The organism is Billgrantia lactosivorans (assembly GCF_003254665.1).
In the GTDB taxonomy this organism is placed as follows: domain Bacteria; phylum Pseudomonadota; class Gammaproteobacteria; order Pseudomonadales; family Halomonadaceae; genus Halomonas; species Halomonas lactosivorans.
On record NZ_QHGY01000016.1, the window covers coordinates 20,270 to 36,961 of the forward strand.

The window sequence follows — 16,692 nt, forward strand, 5'->3', positions numbered from 1 at the left end:
GTAATCCCAAGCCGATAGACCTTGTAAGCCATCACCTACACCGGTGCCGAACCTGACACCTGGGGGGGCGGCATGAACACAGGCGTGCCTCATGACGACAGTACTCACTTCGCTGCGTAACCGTTTCCTGCTGTCGTTGTGTGGCGTGCTGTGCCTGGCCCTGCTGGCCCTGATCCTGATCGCGCGCTACCAGATCATGCCGATCCTGCTGGAAGACGAGGAAACCTTCGCCAGCACCGAACTCGACCGGGCCGAGCGCGCCCTGGGCAGCGAACTCAAGCACATGCGCCGCCTGGTGGAAGACTGGGCCTACTGGGACGACTCCCACGACTTCGTCAGCGGGAAGCGGCCCGAGTACGTCGACTCGAACCTCTACGAGGACACCCTCGAAACGCTCGATCTCGAGATGATGCTCTTTCTCGACGCAAACAACGAAGCCTACTGGGTGGTCGGCTACGACGAGGATGGAGCATTCACCTCCTGTCCCGGCATCCGCCCCCCCTGCGACTGGGCCGCCCCGGCCGTGGCCTTCCTCGCCCGCCATATCGAGCAGAAATCGGACGATGACACCGACACCTGGCTGCTGTCACGGTCAGCACTCGCCATGGCGGCCCTGTCGCCGATCCACCAGAGTCAGGAAGCGTCGCCATCGGCCGGCTGGCTCGCCGTGGTACGCCCGCTCGACGAGCCCTGGATCGCGCAGCTGCGCGATACCACCGGCATCTCGCTGGAGCTGAGCCCCGTGGCCCAGCAGGAGGGCCCGATACAGCACCTGGAGCGCGTCTCGCCGACGCACATGGCGGCGCAGCGCCTCATTCCGGCTCTGCCATCGGGCCGCGCCGTGCGCATCGACGCCCTGCTTCCCCGTCAGCGTTACCAGGCCAGCCTGGAAACCTTCCGCTTCGCCCTCTACTGGACCGGGGGCGTGCTGATCGTCACTCTGCTGATCGTGCTGTGGCTGCTCGAACGCATGGTGCTGTCTCCCCTGCGCCAGTTCACCCACTACACCCAGCGTGTCCACCGGGAGGTCGTACTCCCGGCCATGCCCCACAGTCTCGCGGCTCGCCACGACGAGATCGGCACCCTGGCGCGGGAATTCCGCCACCTGCTCGACCATCAGCGCAAGCAATCCGAACAGCTGCTGGAGCTGAGCCAGCATGACCCCCTGACGGGCGTGGCCAACCGCCGGCTGTTCGACGAGCGCTTCGCCGAGGCGCTGAGCCTGCGCAACGCCCGCCATCGCACCTCGGCCATGATGATCGATATCGACCATTTCAAGCTGTACAACGATCATTACGGCCACCAGGCCGGCGACATCTGCCTGATGACCCTGGCGCAGTGCATGGAAGATTGCCTCAAGCCCCATGGGTTCCTCGTGGCCCGCACCGGCGGCGAGGAATTCAGCGTCCTGCTTCCCGGTACCTCGCTCGATATCGCGCTTGCCCACGCCCGCGAGCTGCTGAAAGCCATCAATGCACTGGAGATGCCGCACGAAGTCTCCCCCACCAGCGCCAACGTGACCGTCAGCATTGGCGTCGCCGCCCACCAAGCGGACATGACGACCCCGTCCGACATCATGCGCGCCGCCGACCAGGCCATGTACCAGGCCAAGACCGGCGGGCGCAACCGGGTCGAAGCCTATCGCACCGGCGACCAGCTCAGCCCTGTCGAACGCTAGCAGCCGAGCGCCTGCCCGGGCGGTATGCCCATGGCGGGCCGCCGCGTATAATGGCCGACCGTCAGCCTGTGCTGACACCTCACCTGCGCCCCATCAGGAGACGACGTGACGGGCCACAGCACCTTGATCGACGCCATCGACGCGCTGCTGCCGCAGACCCAGTGCGGCAAGTGCGGCCATCCGGGCTGCCGCCCCTACGCCGAGGCGATCGCCGCCGGCGAGCCGATCAACCGCTGCCCTCCCGGTGGCGAGGAGACCGTCCAGCGCCTGGCCGAGCTGACCGCTCGCCCGCCTCTGCCCCTCGAAGCGCCGGCCCAGTCGCCGCTGGCAGCCGTCATCCGCGAGGCGGAGTGCATCGGCTGTACCAAGTGCATCCAGGCGTGCCCGGTCGACGCCATCCTGGGCGCCAGCAAGCGCATGCACAGCGTGATCACCGCCGAGTGCACCGGTTGCGAGCTGTGCGTGGCACCCTGCCCCGTCGACTGCATCGACCTGGTAGCACACCCCGAGTGGCAGGCCGCCGGCGATGAGGCCGAGCGCCAGGCGTACCTGGCGCGGCGGGCAGAGCTGGGGCGACGGCGCTATCAGGCACGCCAGCAGCGCCTGGCCCGCCAGGAGCGGGAGAAACGCCTGGAGCGGCAGCGCCGCCTGATTCGCCAGGGAACGCACGGTTCGCGCAGCGGCCCCGCCCCGCAGCAGCGCCAGCGCCAGCTGGCCGTGAAGGCGGCCGAACAGGCGGTACGCAGGGCTCGTCAGCAGTTCGAAAGCGCCCAGCGGCGCCACGACGACGAGGCCTGCCGCCAGGCCGAGGCACAGCTCGAGCGCGCCACCGCCATGCTCGTGGAAGCGCGTGCGGCCCTGGCCCCCGAATCGCAGTGAGCGAGCCATCGCAACGAGACCCCCGCATGAATGCCCAGAAACGCTACGAGATCTTCGCCCGCCTGCGCGCGCACAACCCCGAACCCACCACGGAACTGAACTGGAGCACGCCGTTCGAGCTGCTCACCGCGGTACTGCTCTCCGCCCAGGCCACCGACGTGGGGGTCAACAAGGCCACCGCCCGCCTGTTCCCGGTGGCCAACACCCCGCAGGCGATCCTCGACCTCGGCCTCGAGGCGCTCAAGGAGCACATCAAGACCATCGGGCTCTACAACACCAAGGCCGAGAACCTGATGAAGACCTGCCGCCTGCTGGTCGAAAAGCATGGCGGCGAAGTGCCGCGCACCCGCGCCGAGCTCGAGGCACTGCCGGGGGTGGGGCGCAAGACCGCCAACGTGATCCTGAACACTGCCTTCGGCGAGCCCACCATCGCCGTGGATACGCACATCTTCCGCGTCGCCAACCGCACCCGTCTCGCCCCCGGCAAGAACGTCGACGAGGTCGAGCAGAAACTGCTGCGCCACGTGCCCAGGGAGTTTCGCCGCGATGCGCACCACTGGCTGATCCTGCACGGCCGCTACACCTGCGTGGCGCGGCGGCCGCGCTGCGGCAGCTGCGTGATCGAGGACCTCTGCGAATACAAGGAGAAGGTCGACCCGGCGTGAACTCAACGCCTGAGACTAATGAAGGCTTTGCATGAATCGGCACAGTCAGGGAGGATAACGCAACAACACATCACAACAACAACCGAGTCGCACCATGCCACTGCACGACCGCCCCATCGGTGAGCGTATCGAAGCGCTGCTGGCGCTTTCGCGCGAGCACGCCGACACCTTCTGCAGCCCTTCTGCCTGGCTGGCTAGAGAGCGCTACCTGGCCAACCATCCCACGCGGATCCTGGCCATGAAGTGCATGGATGGGCGCATCCACCTGCCCCACGCCACCCGCACGCCGCTAGGGATCATCACCCCGTTCCGTAACCTGGGCGGGATCTTTCACCTGGGCTGGCCCTACCTCGGCGAGATGCTCACCGACGCCGTCAATGACGCCGTTCGAGCGGGCAGCGGCGTGCTGCTGATCATCAGCTACCACTTCTCGCGCGGCGAGCGCACGCGCGGCTGCGCCGGCTTCGCCTGCGATGCCGGCGCCGCCCTCGCCCATGCCCACCAGATCCGCCGCCAGGCCGAACGCATCTTCGGCCGCGACCACCGGCACGTCTACCCGCTGGTGTGCGGCTTCGAGACCGACACCGATGCGCTCATCGTCCATGGCGACGACGGCGCGACCCTCGACCTCAGCGGACTCACGCCAGCCGCGGAAGGCGATCTCGAGCGCCGCCTCGCCGGCCTGTGCCCCGCCATGCCCGCCGACATTCGCCGCGACCTGCTGCCGCTGCTGAAAGGCAACCTGCAGCATGTCGACGCGCTGCGCGGCACCGCCCGCGAGCTCGACATCGAGCATCGCGAGTGGGTGATCTGCGTCGGGCGGGGCTTCGATTTCCTCCATCTGCCCAACACCGCGCTGATCGTCGGCCCCTACAGCCCCGACCTCTCCGAACCCATCGGCACCGCGGCGGCGATCATCGAGGCCAACATGCAGGCCGGCCGCATCCCCGACGACGGCTTCCTGCTGCTGGCCTCGACCCCCTACGAAACGGTCGGCGTGGACCGCGCCCGCGCCGAGCTGAAGTCGTGCTTCCTCGCCGAGTTCGCCGCCCAGGTCATCGCCCGGGAGCACCCCGGCCTGGCGCATCGCATGACCTCGCGAACCGCCGTCGTGCACTGGCCCAGCCGCAGGCTGGAACTCGTCGAACACGCTTGACCGGAAGGCAATGATGACGCTGCTCAAGATCTTGCTGCTACCGCCCACGCTCAACGTGCTGCTGGTGCTGCTAGGCCTGCTGCTCAGCCCCAGGCGCTTTCTCGGCGCCCTGCTGATCATGCTGGGCCTGTTCGGCCTGCTGCTGCTCGCCACGCCGATGGCCAGCCATGCGCTGCGCCAGGGGCTGGAGCCCTACCCCGTTCCGGCTCGAGCCCAGCTGGAAAGCGCCGAGGCGATCGTCGTCCTCGGTGGCGGTCGCGACTACCGTGCTCCGGAATTCGGCTGGGGCGATGCGCCGGCGAATCCCACCTGGCGCCGGCTGGCCTACGCCACCCACCTGCATCGCCAGACCGAACTGCCGATCCTGGTCAGCGGCGGCCGCGTCCATGACGAGGAGTTTGCCGAGGCGAGCCTGATGGCCGCCGCGCTGCGCGACGTCTTCGACGTGCCGGCGCGCTGGCTGGAGGGCGAGAGCCGCAGCACCGCCGAGAATGCCCGCTTCAGCGCCGAGATGCTGCGCGCCGAGGGCATCGAACGCGTCGCCGTGGTGTCCCAGGCCTGGCACCTGCCGCGGGCCGTGGCGGAGTTCGAGTCCCGCGGCCTGGCCGTCATACCCGCCCCCACCGAGTTCACCAGCCCGCCGCCCGAGGGGCTCGCGGCCTGGCTGCCGCGAGCCTACCACCTCAACCAGAGTACGCGCGCCTTGCACGAATGGCTGGGACGAGCCGCGCATCGGCTGCGCGGGCTGCTGCCCTAGAAGCCGACGCCCTCCAGTCGCGTCGCCAGCTCCTCCAACGCCGGGATGCCCTGGACGTCGCTCGGCAGCAGCGGCAGTCGCGGCCGCGGCAGGTGCGCGAGCTGCTCGTCGATGCGCATCAGGTAGCTGGCCTCCTGCTCACGCCGGGCACGCAGGAACTCCCCGTCGGCAGCGTCGGGGATCACCCGGTTGACCACGACGCCGGCCACCGGGACCTTGACCGCCTCGAGCGCCTGCACGGCACGCACGGTCTCGAGGATCGGCAACCGCTCGGGGGTCATCACGAACAGGAAGCCGGTTCCCTCGACATCCTCGATGCGGCGCCGGGCACGGTGGAACAGGCGCCGCCGCTCGATCAGGGTACGTGCCACGTCGCGGGTGCGCTCGTCGAGATCGCTCAGTGCGTCCTCCTGGGGATCGTCGAACGGCGTGGCGACGTCGCGCCCGCGCCTGGGCGTCAGGTGGGAAAGCACCTTGCCCAGCTCCTCGGACCTGCGGTTGTGCGCCAGCAGGCCGTCGGTCCAGGCCGCCATGGCTTCGGGCAGGGTCAGCAGGCGCAGGGTGTGCCCGGTAGGCGCAGTATCGAAGATCACCAGGTCGTAGGGTGCGGCATCGTCGGTGACGATACGCGACAACCGCTCCAGCAGCGCGGCTTCCTGGGTGCCCGGCGACTGTCGCGTCAGGTGCATCTGACGCTCCAGCTCGGCCATCATCTGCGGCGCAGCGTAGCGGCGCATCTGTTCGGTGACCCGCGCCAGGTGGGCCTCTACCTCGGCGTCCGGATCGATTTCCATGGCATCCAGGTTGGGCAGCAGGCGACGTGGCGCATCGCCCAGCTCGCGGTCGAACACGTCGCCCAGGCTGTGGGCCGGGTCGGTGGAGACCACCAGCACACGCCGCTCGCGACGCGCGGCGAGCACCGCCAGCGAGGCGGCCACGGTGGTCTTGCCCACCCCACCCTTGCCGCCCACCCAGAGCAGGCGTTTGTCGAGTAACTCTCTCATGTTCACACCCTACGAAGCATGGTGGCTACGCGGCTAATCCGGCGACTAGCAACACCTGAAATGATCCAGCGGCGAGTGCTCCATGCCCATGCGCCGGTGCCACTCGTGGAAGCGTTCCAGCAGCAGCGGCTGCAGCTCCAGCGTGTAGTAGGCGGCGGGGTTGGGCACGCCCATCATCTCGGCAAACACCAGCAGCATGAACAGGTCGTCCTCGTCCCGCCGCGCACGGGCGATGGCGCCGCGATAGCGGGCGGAGTAGACCTCCTCGGCGAAGAAACGGGCCTGGCTCAGCCAGGCCCGAATCCGTTCGAGACGAGGATCATGCGGGCCACGATCGTCGCTCATCACGACCTCCTCCGGTCACTCCTGCCTGGCCACCTCCGCCCGGGAGCGCTTCAGCGCCGAGGCGCACTCCATCGCCACCAAGATCGCGGCGATCAGCACCACGATATCGAGGAACAGCAGGAAATAGTTGCCATCGTTGAAGAAGGTGCGCAGCTGGATGAGCAGCGCGGCGATGGTCATCACCAGCAAAAAGCACAGCGGCGCCAGGGTGTACCACATCGGCCGGCGCAGGCGCACCAGCATGACCGTGACGACCAGCAGCGTGAGGCCCGCCAGCAGCTGGTTGGTGGTGCCGAACAGCGGCCATATGATCATGCCACCGGTACCGTCCGCACCGCCCGCGCCGAAGGCGAGCAGCAGGCAGCTGCCCACGGCCAGCAGGGTAGCGGGCACGTTCTTGTTCATCCACTGAATGCCATAGATCTCGCCCCACTCCTGGAAGATGTAGCGCTGCAGGCGCAGGCCGGTGTCCATGGTGGTGCCGGCAAAGAGCGCCGCCATCACCGTCAGCATGGTCGCCGCCGTGGCTTCGGGCAGCCCCAGGCCGTTGTGGATCATGTAGGCACCGCCCTCGACGAAGGCGTTGACGCCGCCGGCACCGAACGCCGTGTAGACCGCCTGCCAGTCGGCGAAGGAGGCGAAACCGGCGGTGGCGGCCAGAATCGCGGCCAGCGCCAGCATGCCCTCGCCCACCGCGCCGAAGTAGCCGACGAAGCGGGCGTCGGTCTCCTTGTTCAGCTGCTTGGAGGTGGTGCCGGAAGAGACCAGGCCATGGAAGCCGGAGATCGCCCCGCAGGCGATGGTGACGAACAGCAGCGGCAGCATCGACGGGGTATTCGCCGGCAGGTCACCGTTGATCATCGGCGCCACCACGCTGGGGTTGAGCAGCACGATGGCGCCATAGAGCACGATCAGGCCGATGAACAGCTGCAACCCGTTGATGTAGTCGCGCGGCTGCAGCAGCACCCACACCGGCAGCATCGAGGCGATGGCGGCGTAGGCGAACAGGATCAGGATCCACACCGCATTGCCGGACAGGGCGCCCACCTCGGCAGGCATCTGGATCGGCACCGAGGGGCCAATGAAGATCAGCGCGTAGAGGGCGATCACGCCGAGCAACGACACCATCCCCAGGCTCAGCACGCGACGGTAGATCAGCTGACCGATGATCAGCGCCACCAGGATGGCGCCCCATACCGGCACCACCGCACTGGAGAAATTCATCATCAGCCCCGCGATCACCACGGCAAACACCGCGTTGACCATCAGCAGCACCAGGAAGATGACGATCATGAAGATACTGCGCGCACGGGCGCCGACGACGTCGCCGGTCAGGGCCCCGACCGACCTGGCCTTGTTGCGCACGCTGGCCCAGATCGCGCCGGAGTCGTGCACGCCGGCGAAGAACACGGTGCCGAGCACGACCCACAGGAAGGCCGGGAGCCAGCCCCAGATGACCGCGATGGCAGGCCCGACGATGGGCGCGGCGCCCGCCACCGAGGTGAAATGATGCCCCCAGAGGACATAGCGGTTGGTCGGCACGAAGTCGACCCCGTCCTCGAATTCGTGGGCGGGCGTCTTGAAGTCGGGATCGAGGCGGTAGATCCTGGCGGCAATGAATCGCGAGTAGATGAAGTACCCCGCGGCCATCCCCGCAAGACCTAGAACCAGCAGGACGATAGCACTCATTCTGGTCAGCTCCTTTTTGAGGAAGGTTCCTTTTCGTTCTTTTCGCTCCGCCTGTTGGGCGAGGCGTCAGCGATGGGGCAGTGCGCCTGGCGCTGCCCGGCAAGGATGCGCAGTGTGACCTGACAAGTCCACTTTTCGGCCTGACCCGGCCAGCCTTTTACCCCTAAAGTCGTAGACTGAACCTGAAATACCGGCGAGCGAGGCCCAGCCACGGTATTCACCACCCTACGCCTGCCGCGGGGCTTGATCCAAGGTCTTACAGCCCCGGGAAAAAGCCCGCGCTACCCTGCCGGAAAGAAGCCAGCCTCCTGACGACGAGACTTCCCATGCAAGAGATCCTGCTGCAACTCGCCATGGCCGGCGCTTTCGGTGCCTTCGTCGGCTTGCTGTTCCGCGTCACCCGCCCGCCGGGCCAGGCGCGCGCCTTCACCTTCAGCCTGGTGGGCCTGGCCGCGGGCGTTACCGCCTACCTGATCTACCATGTGCTGACCCGCACCACCGGCGCCCCGGCCTGGCTGCTGCCGTTGCTGGTACTGCTTCAGGTATGGCTGTGGCTCGGCCCGCTGGGGCCCAAGTCGCGGCGCCTCGAGAACAACGGCGACGAACCGCACTGAACGCCAACCGTTCCCGCCTCGGCCACCCGGCGCGTCGGGCGCCTTGTGCCAAGGTCGCCTTTGCTGCTCCCTTCGCGCGCACTAGACTGACAATCAACAAGATACAACGACGCTCAAGGAGTCATGCATGGCCAAGGTGCTGGTGGTGGACGATGAACCCAACATCGTCCTGTCGCTGGAGTTCCTGATGCAGCAGGCCGGGTTCGAGGTGGAGACGGCCGAGGATGGCGAAGGCGCCCTGGCCAAGGTCGAGCAGACCGCTCCCGACCTCATCCTGCTCGACATCAGCCTGCCCGGCATCAGCGGCTTCGATGTGCTCGAACAGCTGCGCCAGGATCCCCGTCACGCCCGGTTGCCCATCATCATGCTCACCGCCCACGGCCGCGAGGTGGAGCGCGAGAAGGGCCTCGCCCTGGGCGCCGACGACTACGTGACCAAGCCCTTCTCGACCCAGGCGCTGGTCGAGAAGGTCAAGGCCCTGCTGGCCGAGGACGCCTGATGAGAGGGGGCAAGCTGCCCAAGCGCCAGCGCCTGATCGGCCTGTGGCTGCTGCTCAGCGGCGTCAGCCTGCTGGGCGGCGCCCTCTTCGCGGCCTGGCTCGACAGCCTGTTCCAGCCCCAGGGGCTCGCCCGCCTCGTGCTGTGGCTCGGCTGCTTCTCGGGCGGCGTCACCATCTTCCTGGTCGGCCTGCTGCTCGAACGCATGCTGTTCACCCCGCTGCGCCACCTGCAGGTGCAGCTGGCGCGCCTGGTGGCCAACCCGGATGCCCGCGACGACTATCCCCCCGAGGGCTGGCTGCGCGGCCTGGGCCCGGACCTGGTGCGGATGCGCGAGGCCTGGCGCAGCGACCGTCAACGCCTGGCCACGGCCCACGCCGAAGGAGCGCGCAGCGCGGCCCGCATCCGCCAGGAGCTCGAGACGCTGCTGCAGGTGCTCGACACGCCACTGCTGCTGTGCGACCACCATCGTCGGGTTTTGCTGTTCAACCAGGCCGCCGAGAAGCTGTTCGAGAAGCACCCCGGGCTCGGCCTCGGCAAGCGCCTCGATGCGCTGCTGCCGATCTCGAGCCTGCAGGATGCGCTGGGGCAACTGCCGGAGGACGGCTCGCCGCGGGAACTGCTGCTCCCCTGCGATGCGCGCTGGCTGCACACCGTGATGCGCCGGGTGCCGCAGAGCAACGGCGAGACCCTGCTCACCCTGACCGATGCCACGGCCGCCTGGACCAGCGAGATGGGCGCCCGGGCCGGGCTGGCCCAGCACATGGGGCCGCTGCGCCGGCACGGCGCCAGCCTGGCCAGTGCCGCCGAGGCGCTGGGCAGCGTGCGCCTTGCGCGTCACATCGACGACACGCTGCGCGAGCGCCTGGAAGCGGTGATCGACGAGGAGAGCCGCGCCCTGGGCGACGAGATCGAGAATCTCGGGCGCCTGATCGAGGACATGCAGCAGCAGGGCGAACGACTGGTGCCGCTGTGGTCCAACGACCTGTGGCAATCGCTCAACGAGCGGCTCGGCGACGGCCCCATCGAGGTGCTACCCATCGGCATGCCCGCCTGGTTCAAGGGCGACGCCCCGGCGCTGCTGGTCATGCTCGTGACGCTGCTCGAGCGGCTCAGCCAGCATGCCGACACCACGCATTTCGAAGGCGAGATCCTGCTCGGCAACCGTCGCGTCTATCTCGACCTGATCTGGCCCGGGAGACCGTTGCCGCAGCGGGAGCTGGCGGCCTGGTGCGAGCAGCGGATCGAATCGCTGCCACTCTCGCCCCGGGTCGGCGACCTGCTGCGCCAGCATGCCAGCGACGCCTGGAGCCTGGCGGACAGCGATGGGCAGCATGCGCGCCTGCGCCTGCCGCTGCCCGCCATGGATCGCGTCGGCGCCCCGCCCAGCCAGCTGCCGCCGCGGCCGGAATTCCACGACTTCGGCATCGCCGATCTGCCGCCGCCGGACGCCGAGCTGGCCCGGCGCCCGCTGCGCGCACTGGAGATCGTGGCCTTCGACACCGAGACCACCGGGCTCGAACTGCGCCGCGGCGATACCGTGATCAGCATCGGCGCCTGCCGCATCGTCAACGGCCGCCTGCTGGCCAGCGACACCTTCGACGTGCGGGTCGATCCCGGCAAGCCGATTCCCCCGGCCAGCACCGCGATTCACGGCATCACCGACAGCGACGTCGCCGGCGCCCCGCCGCTGCCGGTGGTGCTGCCGCGCTTCCGCGACTATGTCGGCGATGCGGTGATCCTGGCCCACAACGCCGCCTTCGACCTGCTGGCCCTGCAGCCCACCGGCAGCGGTACGCCGCTGGAGATGCCGGTTCTCGACACGCTGTTGCTCTCCCGCGCCCTCGACGAAAGCCTGGACGGCCACGACCTGGACACCCTCGCCGAACGCTATGACCTCAGCTTCCCGCCGGGGACCCGCCACACGGCGATCGGCGACGCACGGGTCACGGCCGAGCTGTGGCTGGCGCTGCTGCCGCGTCTCGAGGCGCGCGGCATCGAGACCCTGGAGCAGGCGCTGGCGCTGCAGGCCACCGCCTTCGACCGCGAGGACGCCTGTACGTGAATGCCTCCGGCTCCCACGCCCGGCTGGTGGCCCTCATCGGCCTGGCGGCACTGCTGTTCTCGCCACCGCTGGTACTCGTCTTCGACCGGCCGCCCGCCGCCGGGCTCTCCTGGCTGCCGTTCTACCTGTTCGTGGCCTGGCTGCTCGTCATCGGGCTGGCCGCCTGGCTGATGGAGCATCGGCAAGAGGACAGCTGACGCGATGAGAACCGACCCGGTAGTGCTGACGGTCGCCTTCGGCTACCTGGCGCTGCTGTTCGTGATCGCCGCCTGGGGCGACCGGCGCGCCGAACAGGGCCGCTCGGTGATCGGCTCGCCCACCGTCTATGCCCTGTCGATCGCCGTCTACTGCACCGCCTGGACCTTCTACGGCAGCGTGGGCCGGGCCGCCGAGTTCGGCCCCAGTTTCCTGCTGATCTACCTGGGCCCGACGCTGGCCATGCTGATGGCCCCCATGCTGATCCGCAAGATGGTGCGCATCGCCAGCACCCAGCGCATCACGTCGATTGCCGACTTCATCAGCGCGCGCTACGGCAAGAGTTCGAGCCTCGGCGCACTGGTGGCACTGATCGCCCTGATCGGCATCACGCCCTACATCGCCCTGCAGCTCAAGGCGATCACCCTGAGCCATGCGGTGCTGGTCAACTATCCGCAAGCGGCCGAGTTCCGCCTCGCCGAGGAGAGCTTCTGGACCGACAAGTCGTTCTGGGTGGCGCTGGTGCTGGCGGTGTTCATCATCCTGTTCGGCACGCGGCACCTGGACGCCAGCGAGCGCCACGAGGGCATGGTGGCGGCCATCGCCTTCGAGTCGCTGGTCAAGCTGGTGGCGTTTCTCACCGTCGGCGTCTTCGTCACCTTCGTGCTGTTCAACGGGCCCGGCGACCTGTTTCGCCAGGTGGCCGACTCGCCCGAGCTGGTCGGCGCACTGAGCCTCGACGCGGTGCCGGGCGGCGCCATCGGCTGGGTCGGTACCCTGGTGCTCGCCTTTCTCGCCTTCCTTACCCTGCCGCGCCAGTTCCAGGTGCTGGTGGTCGAGAACGTCGACGAGCGTCACCTCAGGCGCGCCAGCTGGCTGTTCCCGCTCTACCTGGTGGCGATCAACCTGTTCGTGATCCCCATCGCCATGGCCGGGCTGCTGCTGCCGATGGGTAACGGCGACCCCGACAGCTTCGTGCTCACCCTGCCGCTCTCCGCCGGCATCGAGGGCATCCCGCTGCTGGTCTTCATCGGCGGGCTGTCGGCGGCCACCGGCATGGTGATCGTCGAGACCATTGCGCTTTCCACCATGGTCAGCAACCAGTTGATGATGCCGCTGCTGCTGCGTTCCAAGCGGCTCCACCTGAGTTCCCAGGGGGAGCTTGCCGGCTGGCTGCTGGGCATTCGCCGCGTGGCGATCGTGCTGATCCTGCTGCTGGGCTACCTCTACCACGCCCTGATCGGCGACTCCTACAGTCTGGTGACCATCGGCCTGGTGTCGTTCGTCGGCGCCGCCCAGTTCGCCCCGGCCATGCTGATCGGCATGTACTGGCGCGGCGCGACCCGGGCCGGTGCGACCCTGGGTCTGCTGGCCGGCTTCCTGACCTGGTGCTACACCCTGCTGCTGCCGGGCTTCGCCCAGTCGGGCTGGCTCGACGCCGCCTTCCTCGAGCATGGCCCGCTGGGCCTGGCCTGGCTGCGCCCCTATGCGCTGTTCGGCCTGGAGGGGTTCGACATCTACAGCCACGCCCTGCTGTGGAGCTTGCTGGCCAACGTCGGGCTGCTGGTCGGCGTGTCGCTGTTCACCCGCCAGACCCCGGTGGAGCAGACCCAGGCGGCGCTGTTCACCGAGGCCATGAACCCCGGCCTGCAGCACACTTCGCTGTGGCGCGGCCAGACCACCCGCGGCGAGCTCAAGAGCCTGCTCAACCGCTACCTGGGCGCCGGGACCACGGCACGGATACTCTCCGCCCCCCAGGGCAGCCAGGACGACGAGACCCCCGCTCCGCCGGCGCTGATCGCCCGCGCCGAACAGGCCCTGTCGGGGGCGCTGGGCAGCGCGTCGGCGCGGGTGCTGATCAACTCGGTGGTGCGCGGCGAGGCACTGGACCTCGAGTCCATCCTCAGCATTCTCGACACCACCTCGCAGACGCTGGAGTACAACCGCCGCCTGGAGCAGAAATCCAACGAGCTGGCGCGCATCGGCGAGGAGCTGCGCGCGGCCAACGAGCGCCTGCGCGAGCTCGACCGGCTCAAGGACGAGTTCGTCGCCATGGTCAGCCACGAGCTGAGGACGCCGCTCACCTCGATTCGCGCCTTTGCCGAGATCCTGCGCGACAACCGTGAGCTGCCGGAGGAAAAGCGGGTCCACTTTCTCGAGGTGGTGGTGCTGGAGAGCCAGCGGCTGTCACGGCTGATCGAGGAGATCCTCGACCTGGCGCGCCTGGAAAGCGGGCGCCTGACGCTCAACCCCCAGCGTCTCGACCTGGTGGCCCTGGTGCGCCACAGCGTGGATGCGGTGCACCGGCTGCAGGAGGATCGCGGCGTGTCGTTGGCGGTCGACCTCGAACTCGACGAGGCACCGGTCATCGGCGACCCCGATCGCCTGGAGCAGGTGATCATCAACCTGCTCGACAACGCCGGCAAGTTCGCCGCCGACGACGACCCGCGCGTGCGCCTTCACTTGGCCCGGCACAAGCAGAGCTTCAGGCTGAGCGTCGAGGACAACGGCCCGGGGATCGCGCCCGACGAACGCGAGCGGGTGTTCGAGAAGTTCCACCAGGTCAAGCGCCATGGCGCCGCCAGCGGCAAGGCCCGCGGCCGCCCGCGCGGCAGCGGCCTGGGCCTGCCGATCAGCCGCGGCATCGTCGCCCACCTGGGCGGGCGGCTGTGGGTCGAGGATGCCCCCACGCTGAAGGGGGCCAGCCTGGTGATGGAGCTGCCCGAGGCATTCGACAGCCATCGGCCCCGTATCTAGGCCCCGAACCGCCCATGTCTAGCACCAAGCCGGTCAAGGTGCTTCTTGAGCAGGCTAAAGTCTTGTCCCCTCTTGCCGATAACCTTCATGCCGAGTGGCTGCGGCCACTCCTCCGCCCGACTGTTCCTCGCACTCAATAACAATAACGCGCTGATCCGCTCCGGCACTGCTCACCCCTCCTGCGGGTGACATAGCGCCGTGCGTCATGAACCACCGGAACCTGCACGACGCGGAACGCAACGACAGCCAACCAAAGAGCCCAGCAAAAGAGCCCAGCAAGAGAGCCCATGATGAGAGCACTGTCCCGCTTGACACTTACGCAAAAATTACTCGGCGCCATCGGCCTGCCGCTGTTGGCGGCATTTCTGGCCCTCGGCGTCATCGTGCATACCCAGCTCAACACCACCATTCCTCCCATGGTGGAAAATTCCAGCATGCGCCAGGTAGAAGCCCGCGCCGACGAGATCGGCGTCTGGATCGCCGGCTACCGAACCCTGCTGAGCGGGCTGGCCAAGGATGAGCGCCTCGCCGAGCCCGTCGACGTGGAGTCGCACCTCGAATGGCTGGAGTCTCGCCACCCGGGCGATGCCACCATCGAGTCGTTCTACTTTGCCGATGCCAGCGGCGAAACCATTACCCACACCGGCGCTCGCGTGAATATCTCCGAACGTGACTACTTCAGGGAACTGGTGCTCGACGGTACGGCCGACCGGCTGCTCGGCAACCCGGTAATCTCTCTCGTCAGCGGAGAACCGACGGCTGTGGTCGCCGAGACGATCTTCGATTCACGCGGCAAGCGTGTCGGCCTGCTGGGTATCACGCTCTCGATGGAGGCGGTTTCCGCCATCACCTCGGCGATCGACGCCGGGGAAGGCAGCTACGGTTACATGGTCGACCGTACCGGCATGATCGTTGCTCATCCGGACCCCGAGGTCCGCATGGAGCTGCGCGTTACCGAAGCCGACCAGGCCGGGTTCAGCGGTGCCAACGCCCTGGGCCAGCGGATGATGGAAGGGGGTTCCGGTAGCGGACAGGTGTCCTCGCCTGATGGGGGGGCGCTGACCATGTTGTGGCACCCGATAGACGGAACCGATGGCTGGGCGCTGGCCGCCGCCATTCCCGACACCGTGTTCACCGGTGTCAGCCGAAGCCTGCTCTTCTCGCTGATGCTTGCCGGCGTGGCTACGCTGGCGCTGCTGCTGACCATTGTGACGATCTCCGCACGCAAGGTGCTGTCACCCATCCGCCGCACCACCCTTGCCATGGCCGATATCGCCCAGGGCAAGGGCGACCTGACCCAGCGTCTGAAAGTGGACAGCGAGGACGAAGTGGGCCAGCTCGCCGCCCAGTTCAACGCCTTCGTCGAGCGCATGCAGGATACCCTGCTTCAGGTACGCGAGAATGCCCGCATGGTCCTGGCCGGAGCAGGCGACATTGCCGACGGTACCCAGGAGCTCTCCTCGCGCACCGAACAGGCGGCGGCCAACCTGCAGGAAACCTCGGCCTCCATGGAAGAGATTCACTCCACCGTATCGCACACCGCCCAAGCCTCCGAGCAGGCCAATGGCCTGGCAGTGACAGCCGCAGGCGTGGCCGAGCGTAGCAATGAAGCCATGACGCAGATGAGCAGCAAGATGGCGGCCATCGACGAATCGGCCAACAAGATCGGCAATATCATCGGCCTGATCGACTCCATCGCCTTCCAGACCAATATCCTCGCGCTCAACGCCTCGGTGGAAGCGGCTCGCGCCGGTGAGCACGGCCGCGGCTTCGCCGTGGTAGCCCAGGAGGTACGCAACCTGGCCAGCCGCTCATCCGATGCGGCCAAGGACATCCGCGGCCTGATCGACAATTCGGTCAAGCATACCCAGGAAGGAAGCACCATCGTGAAGGGCGTGGTCGAGCGAATGGAGGAGCTGCGCCAGAGCGTCGTCCAGGTCTCCGACGTGATCAACGAGATCACCGCCGGCGCCCGCGAGCAGACCGCGGGAATCGAGCAGGTCAATACTGCCGTGGCAGAGATGGATACCATGACCCAGCAGAATGCCGCCATGGTCAGCCAGAGTGCCAGCCTGGCCTCGACCATGCACGAGAATGCTCGCCTGCTCGATGAATTGATGTCGACGTTCGTGCTGGGCGATGCGCCTGCGAGCCCCGCTGCACGGCCGCAACCACCATCGCGGCTCGCCCTTGCCGCGCCCACATCGGCCGTGGCTCGACCGGTGGCGGACCCCAAACCGCAACAGCCCAGGCGCGAGAAGGAAGTCGAGGAGGAGTGGGAAACCTTCTGAGGCTCGCTTCGTAGCAGGCAGCCGCCCTGAACGGCGGCTGCCTGCCGGACTGCAGCCACCGCGAGCTTCGATTCATGCTGCGTTGAACCCTATTTCCTTA

The 16,692-nt window shown here is 67.8% G+C and carries 14 protein-coding genes; 11 read left to right on the forward strand and 3 right to left on the reverse strand.

From position 1 onward, the window contains the following. Window positions 1-91: 91 nt before the first annotated feature. The 5 genes from DIS04_RS18750 (at window position 92) to DIS04_RS18770 (ending at window position 5,135) form a co-directional block, all read left to right on the forward strand. Window positions 92-1,678, forward strand: coding sequence for a sensor domain-containing diguanylate cyclase (locus tag DIS04_RS18750; protein ID WP_111415315.1), 1,587 nt, complete (start codon window positions 92-94; stop codon window positions 1,676-1,678). 105 nt (window positions 1,679-1,783) lie between these two features. Beyond that, window positions 1,784-2,557 (forward strand): RnfABCDGE type electron transport complex subunit B, encoded by a 774-nt coding sequence (locus DIS04_RS18755; RefSeq protein WP_111415316.1) that lies wholly within the window; start codon window positions 1,784-1,786, stop codon window positions 2,555-2,557. A 26-nt stretch (window positions 2,558-2,583) separates the two neighbouring features. Continuing rightward, window positions 2,584-3,222: an endonuclease III gene (gene nth, locus DIS04_RS18760; RefSeq protein WP_111415317.1), complete on the forward strand. Its 639-nt coding sequence runs from the start codon at window positions 2,584-2,586 to the stop codon at window positions 3,220-3,222. Window positions 3,223-3,316: 94 nt separating this feature from the next. Further along, window positions 3,317-4,378: a carboxysome shell carbonic anhydrase gene (locus DIS04_RS18765; RefSeq protein WP_111415318.1), complete on the forward strand. Its 1,062-nt coding sequence runs from the start codon at window positions 3,317-3,319 to the stop codon at window positions 4,376-4,378. Between the two features lie 13 nt (window positions 4,379-4,391). Next, window positions 4,392-5,135 carry a YdcF family protein gene (locus DIS04_RS18770; RefSeq protein WP_111415348.1) on the forward strand — a complete coding sequence of 248 codons (744 nt, stop codon included), beginning with the start codon at window positions 4,392-4,394 and terminating at the stop codon, window positions 5,133-5,135. Here DIS04_RS18770 and DIS04_RS18775 read toward each other — a convergent pair. The 3 genes from DIS04_RS18775 to DIS04_RS18785 are packed head-to-tail and all read right to left on the reverse strand — an operon-like array spanning window position 5,132 to window position 8,173. Beyond that, window positions 5,132-6,139, reverse strand: a complete 1,008-nt coding sequence (locus tag DIS04_RS18775) for an ArsA family ATPase (protein ID WP_111415319.1) — start codon at window positions 6,137-6,139, stop codon at window positions 5,132-5,134. The genes DIS04_RS18770 and DIS04_RS18775 overlap by 4 nt on opposite strands. 45 nt (window positions 6,140-6,184) lie before the next feature. After that, window positions 6,185-6,484 (reverse strand): cory-CC-star protein, encoded by a 300-nt coding sequence (locus DIS04_RS18780; RefSeq protein ID WP_111415320.1) that lies wholly within the window; start codon window positions 6,482-6,484, stop codon window positions 6,185-6,187. A gap of 15 nt (window positions 6,485-6,499) precedes the next feature. Further along, complete coding sequence (locus DIS04_RS18785; protein WP_111415321.1) at window positions 6,500-8,173, reverse strand: carbon starvation CstA family protein; 1,674 nt, start codon at window positions 8,171-8,173, stop codon at window positions 6,500-6,502. A 326-nt stretch (window positions 8,174-8,499) separates the two neighbouring features. Between DIS04_RS18785 and DIS04_RS18790 the strand changes: the two genes are divergently transcribed. The 6 genes from DIS04_RS18790 (at window position 8,500) to DIS04_RS18815 (ending at window position 16,592) form a co-directional block, all read left to right on the forward strand. After that, window positions 8,500-8,787, forward strand: a complete 288-nt coding sequence (locus DIS04_RS18790; protein ID WP_111415322.1) for a hypothetical protein — start codon at window positions 8,500-8,502, stop codon at window positions 8,785-8,787. Between the two features lie 127 nt (window positions 8,788-8,914). Then, window positions 8,915-9,286 carry a response regulator transcription factor gene (locus DIS04_RS18795; RefSeq protein WP_111415323.1) on the forward strand — a complete coding sequence of 124 codons (372 nt, stop codon included), beginning with the start codon at window positions 8,915-8,917 and terminating at the stop codon, window positions 9,284-9,286. Further along, window positions 9,286-11,349, forward strand: a complete 2,064-nt coding sequence (locus tag DIS04_RS18800; protein WP_111415324.1) for a 3'-5' exonuclease — start codon at window positions 9,286-9,288, stop codon at window positions 11,347-11,349. The genes DIS04_RS18795 and DIS04_RS18800 overlap by 1 nt, the downstream gene beginning before the upstream one ends. Beyond that, a complete protein-coding gene (locus DIS04_RS18805) occupies window positions 11,346-11,546 on the forward strand; it encodes a hypothetical protein (protein ID WP_422668244.1) in 201 nt (66 codons plus the stop codon). The genes DIS04_RS18800 and DIS04_RS18805 overlap by 4 nt, the downstream gene beginning before the upstream one ends. A 4-nt stretch (window positions 11,547-11,550) precedes the next feature. Next, complete coding sequence (locus tag DIS04_RS18810; protein WP_111415325.1) at window positions 11,551-14,301, forward strand: ATP-binding protein; 2,751 nt, start codon at window positions 11,551-11,553, stop codon at window positions 14,299-14,301. A gap of 287 nt (window positions 14,302-14,588) precedes the next feature. Continuing rightward, window positions 14,589-16,592, forward strand: coding sequence for a methyl-accepting chemotaxis protein (locus tag DIS04_RS18815; RefSeq protein ID WP_340148180.1), 2,004 nt, complete (start codon window positions 14,589-14,591; stop codon window positions 16,590-16,592). Window positions 16,593-16,692: the final 100 nt, after the last annotated feature.

What these genes read in the sequence shown, in the direction of transcription:
- DIS04_RS18750 (WP_111415315.1), top strand. Translation starts at nt 92, where the DNA reads ATGACGACAGTACTCACTTCGCTGCGTAACCGTTTCCTGCTGTCGTTG.
- nth (WP_111415317.1), top strand. Translation starts at nt 2,584, where the DNA reads ATGAATGCCCAGAAACGCTACGAGATCTTCGCCCGCCTGCGCGCGCAC.
- DIS04_RS18765 (WP_111415318.1), top strand. Translation starts at nt 3,317, where the DNA reads ATGCCACTGCACGACCGCCCCATCGGTGAGCGTATCGAAGCGCTGCTG.
- DIS04_RS18770 (WP_111415348.1), top strand. Translation starts at nt 4,392, where the DNA reads ATGACGCTGCTCAAGATCTTGCTGCTACCGCCCACGCTCAACGTGCTG.
- DIS04_RS18775 (WP_111415319.1), bottom strand. Translation starts at nt 6,139, where the DNA reads ATGAGAGAGTTACTCGACAAACGCCTGCTCTGGGTGGGCGGCAAGGGT.
- DIS04_RS18780 (WP_111415320.1), bottom strand. Translation starts at nt 6,484, where the DNA reads ATGAGCGACGATCGTGGCCCGCATGATCCTCGTCTCGAACGGATTCGG.
- DIS04_RS18785 (WP_111415321.1), bottom strand. Translation starts at nt 8,173, where the DNA reads ATGAGTGCTATCGTCCTGCTGGTTCTAGGTCTTGCGGGGATGGCCGCG.
- DIS04_RS18790 (WP_111415322.1), top strand. Translation starts at nt 8,500, where the DNA reads ATGCAAGAGATCCTGCTGCAACTCGCCATGGCCGGCGCTTTCGGTGCC.
- DIS04_RS18795 (WP_111415323.1), top strand. Translation starts at nt 8,915, where the DNA reads ATGGCCAAGGTGCTGGTGGTGGACGATGAACCCAACATCGTCCTGTCG.
- DIS04_RS18800 (WP_111415324.1), top strand. Translation starts at nt 9,286, where the DNA reads ATGAGAGGGGGCAAGCTGCCCAAGCGCCAGCGCCTGATCGGCCTGTGG.
- DIS04_RS18810 (WP_111415325.1), top strand. Translation starts at nt 11,551, where the DNA reads ATGAGAACCGACCCGGTAGTGCTGACGGTCGCCTTCGGCTACCTGGCG.
- DIS04_RS18815 (WP_340148180.1), top strand. Translation starts at nt 14,589, where the DNA reads ATGATGAGAGCACTGTCCCGCTTGACACTTACGCAAAAATTACTCGGC.